The following is a 306-nucleotide window of genomic DNA, read 5'->3' on the forward strand; positions in this document are numbered from 1 at the left end:
GCAATTGCGGATTTGCACTACGTTTTTGCTACAACGGCACGTGAAAGATGTGGTTTTAAAACTGTAAAAAGTGCTGTTGAAGCAGCCAATATGTTACGTCAACGTGAAAATATAGGACATAGGACGGGTATCGTCTTTGGAAGAGAGAGGTGGGGACTAGAAAATTATGAGATTAGTCTTGTTGATGAAATCATCACTTTTCCAGTAAATCCTGCTTTTGCGTCACTGAATATCGCGCAAGCGGTTTTGCTTATGTCTTACGAATGGATGAAATCAGGTTTAGAAAATCTGAACGATACAGCTTTT

Annotated in this window: 1 protein-coding gene; it reads left to right on the forward strand. The window is 39.5% G+C overall.

Translation table 11 applies throughout. From position 1 onward, the window contains the following. Positions 1-306, forward strand: a 306-nt coding sequence (locus ACFIK8_RS12720) for a TrmH family RNA methyltransferase (protein WP_375669633.1), incomplete at both ends; no start/stop codon positions are given.

It is taken from the genome of Bartonella sp. MR168JLCBS, assembly GCF_042194175.1.